This window comes from Entomohabitans teleogrylli (assembly GCF_001484765.1).
Lineage (GTDB): Bacteria > Pseudomonadota > Gammaproteobacteria > Enterobacterales > Enterobacteriaceae > Entomohabitans > Entomohabitans teleogrylli.
This window is the reverse complement of sequence record NZ_LLXO01000037.1, coordinates 35,080-43,443: the sequence shown is the minus strand read 5'-3', so window position 1 is coordinate 43,443 and position 8,364 is coordinate 35,080. Positions and strand designations below refer to the sequence as shown.

The following is an 8,364-nucleotide window of genomic DNA, read 5'->3' as shown; positions in this document are numbered from 1 at the left end:
GCGATGCGCAAATACAGCGGCCATATCAGCAACGCCTTTGTGGTGTTGATGGGGCTTATCGCCATCTCCGCCATCTTCTACTCGCTGTTCAGCTAACAGCACTGCGCCGCTCAGCCGGGCGGCGCGCCGTTTCATTCTCTGAACCCTGAATGGATGCTACATGATTAGCGTTTTTGATATTTTCAAGATCGGTATCGGACCTTCCAGCTCCCATACCGTTGGACCGATGAAAGCGGGCAAGCAATTTACCGACGACCTGATTGAACAGGGAATATTGCACGATGTTACCCGCATAGTGGTGGACGTTTACGGTTCACTATCGCTGACCGGCAAAGGGCACCACACCGATATCGCTATTATTATGGGCCTGGCGGGCAACCTACCAGACAGCGTCGACATTGACGGGATTGGCGATTTTATTCAGGACGTCAACACCCACGGTCGCCTGCTGCTGGCGGGTGGCGGTCACGAAGTCGACTTCTCGGTTGCGACCAGTATGAATTTCCATGCTGACAACCTTTCCCTGCATGAAAACGGGATGCGTATCACTGCCCTGGCGGGCGACACCGCACTCTACAGCCAGACCTATTACTCGATCGGCGGCGGTTTTATTGTCGATGAAGCGCACTTCGGTCAGACTGCGGCCTCTGATATTACCGTGCCCTATCCTTATAAAAACGCGGCGGATTTGCAGCGCCACTGTAAAGAGACCGGCCTCTCGCTTTCCGGGCTGGTCATGAAAAATGAGCTGGCTATACACAGCCAGCAGGCGCTCAACCAGCATCTGATGCAGGTGTGGGAAGTGATGCGCGCTGGGATTGAACGTGGGATCAGCACCGAGGGCGTACTGCCGGGGAAAATGCGCGTACCGCGTCGGGCAGCGGCGCTGCGCCGCATGCTGGTCACCAGCGATAAGACCACCGTCGACCCGATGAGCGTGGTGGACTGGATCAATATGTTCGCTCTGGCGGTAAACGAAGAAAATGCCGCCGGCGGGCGCGTAGTCACCGCTCCGACCAATGGCGCCTGCGGTATAGTTCCCGCCGTCCTCGCCTATTACGACAAGTTTATCCGTGAAGTGAATGCCAACTCCATTGCCCGCTACCTGCTGGCGGCCAGCGCTATCGGCTCGCTGTACAAGATGAACGCCTCCATTTCCGGCGCGGAAGTCGGCTGTCAGGGGGAGGTCGGCGTCGCCTGTTCAATGGCCGCCGCCGGGCTGGCGGAACTGCTGGGCGGTAGTCCGGCGCAGGTTTGCATTGCGGCGGAAATCGGCATGGAGCATAACCTGGGGCTAACCTGCGATCCGGTCGCCGGCCAGGTGCAGGTTCCCTGTATCGAACGTAACGCGATCGCCGCGGTTAAAGCGGTAAACGCCGCCCGTATGGCGCTGCGCCGCACCAGCGAGCCGCGGGTGTGCCTGGATAAAGTGATTGAAACCATGTACGAAACCGGTAAAGACATGAATGCCAAATACCGCGAAACGTCACAGGGCGGTCTGGCGATGAAGATTGTCGCCTGCGATTAATCATGCCTGCTTTGAGTATGCTGTACTTGCGCCCCGCCCCGGGGCGTTTTTTTGCGAAGTGTCTTCCCGATTCCCGACCAGGTCATGGTCGCTACCGCCAGCTAATGGTAGGGTACCCACACCCAACCACCAGACCCGTATGCCATGACCGTCCATTTATTGATTGTTGATGCCCTGAATCTGATTCGCCGTATTCACGCGGTACAGGGGTCGCCGTGTAGTGAAACCTGTCGCCACGCGCTGGAACAGTTGATTGCCCACAGCCAGCCAACCCATGCAGTGGCGGTCTTTGACGATGAGTCCCGCCGCGAGGGCTGGCGGCATCAGATACTGCCGGATTACAAAGCCGGCAGACCGCCAATGCCGGAATCCCTGGCTGAAGAGCTGCCGGCGCTAAAGGAGACCTTCCAGCGCCGGGGAGTGGCCTGCTGGTTCTCTCCCGGCGACGAGGCGGACGATCTGGCGGCAACCCTGGCGGTGAAAGTGGCCCGGGCGGGCCATACGGCGACCATTGTTTCGACCGACAAAGGCTATTGCCAGTTGCTTTCCCCGACCATCCAAATCCGTGACTACTTTCAGAAGCGCTGGCTCGATGCCCCTTTCATCGCCCGGGAGTTCGGCGTGACGCCCGCGCAACTGCCGGATTACTGGGGGCTGACAGGTATCAGCAGCAGTAAAATTCCCGGGGTAGCCGGCATCGGTCCGAAGAGCGCCGCTCAGCTTCTCGGCCAGTTCAGCACTCTTGAGACCCTCTATCAACACCTTGACGAGGTGCCGGAGAAATGGCGCTCGAAGCTGGAAACCCATCAGGAGATGGCATTTATTTGCCGCCGGGTCGCCCGGCTACAGACAGATTTAACCATGGACGGCAATTTGCAGCAGTTGCGGCTCCATCGCGAGGCGTGATTTTGCCCTGCACACCCGGCAGCCGGCCCCGGCGACGATAGTGGTTTTTACCACTGTGGCCGGCGCTCCGCCTTTGCTGCTCAGCAAGCTCCTGTTCCGCAATAAATAAAAAAAGAGGCTATCATGAGCCCCCTTTCTTCTGTTAGTTACCGGCTAACGGCAGATAGCAGCACGTTACAAGCCTGAGCAAACTCTACCGCTCATCCCGGCGCCCTCCTACAGCGGCCCAGATACGACGCACATGTACCGTGACCTCTTCACGATCGTGGTACAACTGCCGGGCCTGAATCTGCGCATTAATACCGTGCTTTTCCAGTTGCTCACGCAGCGACGCCAGGTTGTTCGACAGCTCCTCATAGCGCTTTTTCATCGGCAGTTTGAGGTTAAAAATAGTCTCCCGGCACCAGCCGTTGACCAGCCACTCCGCCATCCGCGCGGTGACCTTCGCCGGCCTTTCCACCATATCGCACACCATCCAGGAGATATTGCTGCGCGTCGGACGATACCTGAAACCATCCTCGCGCAGCCAGGTCACCTGCCCGGTATCCATCAGACTTTGCGCCATCGGCCCGTTATCAATGGAGTAAACCCACATGTTGCGCTTCACCAGTTGATAGGTCCAGCCGCCGGGACAGGCACCGAGATCCACGGCATACATCCCGTTCGCCAGACGCTCATCCCACTCATCAGCGGGAATAAATACATGAAACGCCTCTTCCAGTTTCAGCGTTGAGCGGCTCGGCGCGTCGGATGGAAACTTCAGGCGCGGAATCCCCATATAGAAGGGCGAATTATTATTGCTGTAGGAATAGCCCGCATAGCAGCAGCCCGGGGCGATAAAAAACAGATGCACCACTGGCCGCTTCGCGGTTTCGTAAGAGGTCAGGATCTTCGCATCGCGCAGCGCCGCGCGCAGCGGCACAGTAAACTTGCGGCAGAACTTCATCAGCTCTTTGCTTTCATTGGTATCCGCCACTTCAACGCGCAGCTCGCCGCCTTTTTCCACGGCACCCTGTAGCGCTGCGACGATCGGCGTAATACGATCTTCCGGCGGCAGATCTTTGAGCAGTTCGCCGGCAACGATCATCTGGCGGGCAAAGATCAGCGAGCTGAAAGGCAGTTCGCGCCCCAGTTTATCCGCCTCGCCAGGCTGGTAACATTCAAAAATAACATAGCCGGAATGCTCTTTTACCCGGGCAAAACCATATACCTCGCGCTGCGCGGCTTTGTCAGTAATCTCTGCCGCGCACTCTTTTTCAAACCCTGGACGGCAGTACAGAATGACCTTATTCATTACCCACGCCTTTACGTTTCAGGCGCAGCGCACCAATAAACATCAACACCCAGCCGACCAGAAAACTGACGCCCCCAACCGGGGTGACAAACGCCCACAGGCGCAGATGAGAAAGCGCCAGGCAGTACAAACTGCCGCTGAACAGCACCGTTCCCAGCGCCAGAAACACGCTGCTCCAGTAGAACCAGATGCTAATACGGCGCTGCATGGCCACCGCCAGCCCGAGAATCGCCAGGGTATGAAACGCCTGATACTCGAGTCCGGTACGTAACCAGGCCATTTCCACGGCGCCAAGGGATTTACTGAGAACATGAGCGCCAAAAGCGCCCAGCGCAACAAAAATGAAGCCGCTGATGGCGGCAAATATCAGCATAAAACGGCTGGTCATGATGGAACCCTAAAGTCATGCGCGCCGCAGGAGGCGCGAAAACAGTATCTATTGCTCATAGCGAAAGCGAAATTTTTCCTGCTCGCTGGCTGCTTTCGCCAGAATCCATTGCCGGAAGGCCGCTATTTTACCCAGTTCTGCCTGGCTGTCATGACAAACCAGATAAAAAGCGTTTTTACTTACCAGAACATCATTGAACGGGCACACCAGTCGCCCGGCTTCGATTTCTGACTGGGCCATCACATTGTTCGCCAGCGCCACGCCCTGGCCGTGGATAGCCGCCTGCAGCACCATTGCGCTGTGGCTGAAAATCGGCCCCTGCTGAACATTTATATGCGCCAGGCCCAATTGGCGAGTATAGGCCTGCCAGTCGCGCCGCGAGGCGTCATGCAACAGCGTCTGGCGCGCCAGATCCTCCGGACGCTTCAGGGGTTTGTCGCCGGTTAACAATAGCGGCGAACAGACTGGCAGCAAATATTCAGCATACAGCTTTTCCACCCGTAGCCCCGGCCAGTTGCCGCGGCCATAGAAAATCGCCACGTCCACATCATCCGCCAGTTTATCTTCCTGACGATCGACGGCCTGGATACGCACATCAATGCCGGGCCAGGCGTTATTAAAACTGGCCAGACGCGGCACCAGCCAGTGAATAGCGAAGCTGGGCAGTAGACTCACCGTCAATGCCCCTTTGGCGCTGCGCGCCTGCAGTTTGCGGGTAGCTTCGGTCAATAGTGAGAAGATCTCTTTGATTTCGAGAAAATAGCTCTGCCCCTCCTCTGTGAGCAACAGCGAACGGTTGCGCCGTCGGAACAATTTCAGCCCCAGAAAATCCTCCAGGGATTTGATCTGATGGCTGACCGCAGCCTGAGTCACAAACAACTCTTCCGCCGCCCGGGTAAAACTCAAGTGGCGGGCCGCGGCGTCAAACGCACGTAATGCATTAAGTGGAGGCAATCGCTTGGACATGATTGTGTGGTTCGAATGTTAAGGAATTTAACAAATAGATTAAGCCATTAACCTATTAGTTTTTTTTATCTGAGGCATTATAAATTGTCCGTTGTGGATGCACCAGCAAATACCTATAGTGGCGCCACTTCCTGAGCCGGAACGAAAAGTGTTTCAGGCGTGGCCTGAAGGGCTTTTGGCTTACGGTTGTGATGTTGTGTTGTTGTGTTTGCAAATTGGTCTGGCGATTCAGACCCCGGTAGCAAGGCTACCTTATTTCACTTCCTGTACATTTACCCTGTCTGTCCATAGTGATTAATGTAGCACCGCTTTCGCGGTGCTTTTTTTTGCCCGCAAAACGCAACCGGCGCCCACAGAGGGGCGCCGGTAACCATTTTTATGTCAAAAAGCGGCGTTAGTTATTGAGTTCAACCATCTCTTTCACATCAGAACGGTTAATTTGCTGCTGGTTGCCATTGGCGTCTTTATACTTGATCATACCGGTATCGTCGTCCGTCGTCGGTTTACCATCCGCAACAATGGTCCGCCCGTCATTGGTGTGCATGACATAGTTAGAGCCTGAACAGGCGGCAAGCGCGAAGGTCATCATACAGGCAGAAATTACAGCGGCAGTCTTGTTCATCGTTGTTCTCCTTGTAGTGATTAATGCTATGCAGCTCTCATTTATTAACAGGGCAAATCAAACGCCCGACAATAAATAGCATAACAAACTGATTACATACTGCCCGCAGAAACAGACGATTCCGAACCATCACCGGCTCTTGTCCGCCGTCTGAAAATAGGCCACGATCGGCCATCGACGCGAGGATATTCATGAAAGCATTTAATCCCACCCTGTTTCGGGCCGCCTTTCCGGCCCTGGCCGACGCCGGGGTTTATCTGGACATCGCCGCCACGGCCTTGAAACCACAGGCGGTTTTCGACGCGACCCGCGATTTCTATCTTCAGGAAAGCGGTAGCGTGCATCGTGGCCAGTCCCCCCATGCCCGCAGCCTGACGGATCGTTACGAAGCCGCCCGGCAAACCGTTGCCGCGTGGCTTAACGCTCGTTCGGCGCATGAAATTATCTGGACCCGCGGCACCACGGAATCTCTCAATCTGGTGGCCAGCAGCTACGCCCGGGAGCGCCTGCAACCCGGCGATGAGATTATCGTCAGCGAGGCGGAACACCATGCCAATCTGGTGCCCTGGCTGATGGTCGCGCAGCAGACCGGCGCCAGAGTGGTGAAACTTCCCCTGGGCGGCGATCGTCTGCCCGATCTGCAACGTCTGCCGGCGCTGCTGAATTCCCGCAGCCGCATTCTGGCGCTGGGGCAAATGTCCAACGTCACCGGAGGCTGCCCGGATCTGCCGCGGGCCATCGCTCTGGCGCACGCCGCCGGCGCCGTAGTGGTCGTGGATGGCGCCCAGGGCGCGGTTCACCATGCCCCGGATGTGCAGGCGCTGGATATCGATTTCTACGCCTTTTCCGGCCATAAACTTTACGGCCCGACCGGTATTGGCGTGTTATACGCCAAACAGGCGCTGCTCGATGAGATGCCGCCCTGGCAGGGAGGCGGAAAAATGCTCAGCCAGGTCAGTTTTGACGGTTTTACTCCCCGGGAAGCCCCGTGGCGATTTGAGGCAGGTACGCCGAACATCGCCGGCGTAATTGGCCTGAATGCGGCGCTGGAGTGGCTTGCCGGTATCGACATGGCCCAGGCGGAGCAGTATTGCCGCGGGCTGGCCACCCTGGCGGAAGAGGCCCTGGCCCTGCGCCCGGGCTTCCGTAGCCTGCGCTGTCAGGATGCCAGCCTGCTGGCCTTCAACTTCGATGGCGTTCACCATGGCGATATGGCGACGCTGCTGGCCGAAGCAGGTATCGCGCTGCGTGCCGGGCAGCACTGCGCTCAACCGCTGCTGGCGGCGCTCGGGCTAAGTGGTACACTACGCGCTTCTTTTGCACCCTGGAACACCCGCCAGGATGTCGAGGCATTAGTGGATGCCGTCGACCGGGCGCTTGATTTACTGGTGGACTGAATGACCCATGCCAACTCAACCGAACATCCGTTCGGCAGCACAATTACCGACCAGACGCTACGCCAGACCTTCTGCGCGGCACAACAGTGGGAAGAAAAATACCGCCAGTTGATTCTGCTGGGTAAACAGCTCCCGGCGCTGGCGCCGGAACTCAAAACCCCATCAATAGAGGTGTCTGGATGCGAAAACCGCGTCTGGCTCGGCTGGCAGCGTCGGCCTGACGGGCGACTGCACTTCTACGGCGACAGTGAAGGGCGTATTGTTCGTGGGCTGCTGGCAGTACTGCTGACCGCCGTGGAGGGCAAAACGGCATCGCAGATTGCGGCGACAGATCCGCTGGCGTTATTCAACGAACTGGGACTGCAGGGGCAGCTCAGCGCATCGCGCAGCCAGGGGCTGGCGGCGCTGGCCGACGCCGTTCGCCGGGCAGCGCAAGCGGCGTCAGGCGGCTGATTGCTGGCGCTGCGACTTCGCCATCATTTTCTTCAGGGCATGGGATACCGCCACAAAACCAAAGCTGGCGGTCACCATCGTGGCCGCGCCAAAGCCGGAGGCGCAGTCCATCCGCTTTGGCCCCTCTGCGGTGCTCTTCGCCGCGCACACTGAGCCATCCGCCTGCGGGTAAACCAGCGCTTCCGTCGAGAAAACACAGTCTACCCCCAGTTTCCCTTTGCTGTTCTTCACTACGCCAAAATCGCTCTTCAGCCTTTCACGCAGTTTCGCCGCCAGCGGATCCTGAATGGTTTTCGCCAGATCGGCCACCTGGATCTGCGTAGGATCGATCTGCCCCCCCGCTCCACCCGTGGTTACCAGCGGGATCTTGTTGCGTCGGCACCAGGCGATCAGCGCCGCCTTGGGGCGCACGCTATCAATAGCATCAATCACATAGCTGAACCCGCGATCCAGATATTGCGCCACATTGTCCGCCGTCACAAAGTCGTCGATCACCGTAACGACGCATTCAGGGTTAATCAGGCGGATACGTTCGGCCATCACCTCAGCCTTCGCCAGCCCGACATTACCGCTCAGGGCATGGATCTGGCGATTGGTATTGGTTACGCAGACATCGTCCATATCAATCAGCGTAATCGCGCCAATCCCGGTACGCGCCAGCGCCTCAGCCGCCCAGGATCCCACCCCGCCAATACCAATAACGCAAATATGGGAAGCGGCAAAAAGCGCCAGCGCGTCGTTGCCATACAGGCGGGCGGTGCCGCCAAAACGCTGCAGCCAGGCATCGGAAAGCGGTGCGGACATGATAAA

The 8,364-nt window shown here is 57.7% G+C and carries 10 protein-coding genes; 5 read left to right on the top strand and 5 right to left on the bottom strand.

What is annotated here, in order from left to right; translation table 11 throughout:
- The 3 genes from AQ981_RS28260 to xni form a co-directional block, all read left to right on the top strand.
- Positions 1-96: serine transporter (locus tag AQ981_RS28260; RefSeq protein WP_082683251.1), on the top strand; the 96-nt coding region annotated here is incomplete at its 5' end.
- A gap of 64 nt (positions 97-160) precedes the next feature.
- Entirely contained in the window at positions 161-1,528 is a 1,368-nt protein-coding gene (locus AQ981_RS23295; RefSeq protein WP_058914153.1) for an L-serine ammonia-lyase, read from the top strand.
- A 144-nt stretch (positions 1,529-1,672) separates the two neighbouring features.
- Positions 1,673-2,434, top strand: a complete 762-nt coding sequence (xni, locus tag AQ981_RS23290) for a flap endonuclease Xni (protein WP_058914152.1) — start codon at positions 1,673-1,675, stop codon at positions 2,432-2,434.
- Positions 2,435-2,627: 193 nt separating this feature from the next.
- On the opposite strand, the gene rlmM is transcribed toward xni, so the two are convergent.
- The 4 genes from rlmM to AQ981_RS23270 form a co-directional block, all read right to left on the bottom strand.
- On the bottom strand, positions 2,628-3,728 hold the full coding sequence (rlmM, locus tag AQ981_RS23285) for a 23S rRNA (cytidine(2498)-2'-O)-methyltransferase RlmM (protein ID WP_058914151.1): 1,101 nt from the start codon (positions 3,726-3,728) through the stop codon (positions 2,628-2,630).
- A complete protein-coding gene (locus AQ981_RS23280) occupies positions 3,721-4,116 on the bottom strand; it encodes a DUF423 domain-containing protein (protein WP_058914150.1) in 396 nt (131 codons plus the stop codon). Before AQ981_RS23280 ends, rlmM begins: the two co-directional genes overlap by 8 nt.
- Before the next feature lie 48 nt (positions 4,117-4,164).
- Positions 4,165-5,082 (bottom strand): glycine cleavage system transcriptional regulator GcvA, encoded by a 918-nt coding sequence (gene gcvA, locus AQ981_RS23275; protein ID WP_058914149.1) that lies wholly within the window; start codon positions 5,080-5,082, stop codon positions 4,165-4,167.
- 394 nt (positions 5,083-5,476) lie between these two features.
- Complete coding sequence (locus tag AQ981_RS23270) at positions 5,477-5,704, bottom strand: YgdI/YgdR family lipoprotein (RefSeq protein WP_058914148.1); 228 nt, start codon at positions 5,702-5,704, stop codon at positions 5,477-5,479.
- Between the two features lie 191 nt (positions 5,705-5,895).
- On the opposite strand from AQ981_RS23270, the gene csdA reads away from it, so the two are divergent.
- Positions 5,896-7,101 carry a cysteine desulfurase CsdA gene (csdA, locus tag AQ981_RS23265; RefSeq protein ID WP_058914147.1) on the top strand — a complete coding sequence of 402 codons (1,206 nt, stop codon included), beginning with the start codon at positions 5,896-5,898 and terminating at the stop codon, positions 7,099-7,101.
- Positions 7,102-7,554: a cysteine desulfurase sulfur acceptor subunit CsdE gene (csdE, locus tag AQ981_RS23260; protein WP_058914146.1), complete on the top strand. Its 453-nt coding sequence runs from the start codon at positions 7,102-7,104 to the stop codon at positions 7,552-7,554.
- On the opposite strand, the gene tcdA is transcribed toward csdE, so the two are convergent.
- A complete protein-coding gene (tcdA, locus tag AQ981_RS23255) occupies positions 7,543-8,358 on the bottom strand; it encodes a tRNA cyclic N6-threonylcarbamoyladenosine(37) synthase TcdA (RefSeq protein ID WP_058914145.1) in 816 nt (271 codons plus the stop codon). The genes csdE and tcdA overlap by 12 nt on opposite strands.
- Positions 8,359-8,364: the final 6 nt, after the last annotated feature.

What these genes read in the sequence shown, in the direction of transcription:
- tcdA (WP_058914145.1), bottom strand. Translation starts at nt 8,358, where the DNA reads ATGTCCGCACCGCTTTCCGATGCCTGGCTGCAGCGTTTTGGCGGCACC.
- AQ981_RS23295 (WP_058914153.1), top strand. Translation starts at nt 161, where the DNA reads ATGATTAGCGTTTTTGATATTTTCAAGATCGGTATCGGACCTTCCAGC.
- AQ981_RS23280 (WP_058914150.1), bottom strand. Translation starts at nt 4,116, where the DNA reads ATGACCAGCCGTTTTATGCTGATATTTGCCGCCATCAGCGGCTTCATT.
- csdA (WP_058914147.1), top strand. Translation starts at nt 5,896, where the DNA reads ATGAAAGCATTTAATCCCACCCTGTTTCGGGCCGCCTTTCCGGCCCTG.
- rlmM (WP_058914151.1), bottom strand. Translation starts at nt 3,728, where the DNA reads ATGAATAAGGTCATTCTGTACTGCCGTCCAGGGTTTGAAAAAGAGTGC.
- gcvA (WP_058914149.1), bottom strand. Translation starts at nt 5,082, where the DNA reads ATGTCCAAGCGATTGCCTCCACTTAATGCATTACGTGCGTTTGACGCC.
- xni (WP_058914152.1), top strand. Translation starts at nt 1,673, where the DNA reads ATGACCGTCCATTTATTGATTGTTGATGCCCTGAATCTGATTCGCCGT.
- csdE (WP_058914146.1), top strand. Translation starts at nt 7,102, where the DNA reads ATGACCCATGCCAACTCAACCGAACATCCGTTCGGCAGCACAATTACC.
- AQ981_RS23270 (WP_058914148.1), bottom strand. Translation starts at nt 5,704, where the DNA reads ATGAACAAGACTGCCGCTGTAATTTCTGCCTGTATGATGACCTTCGCG.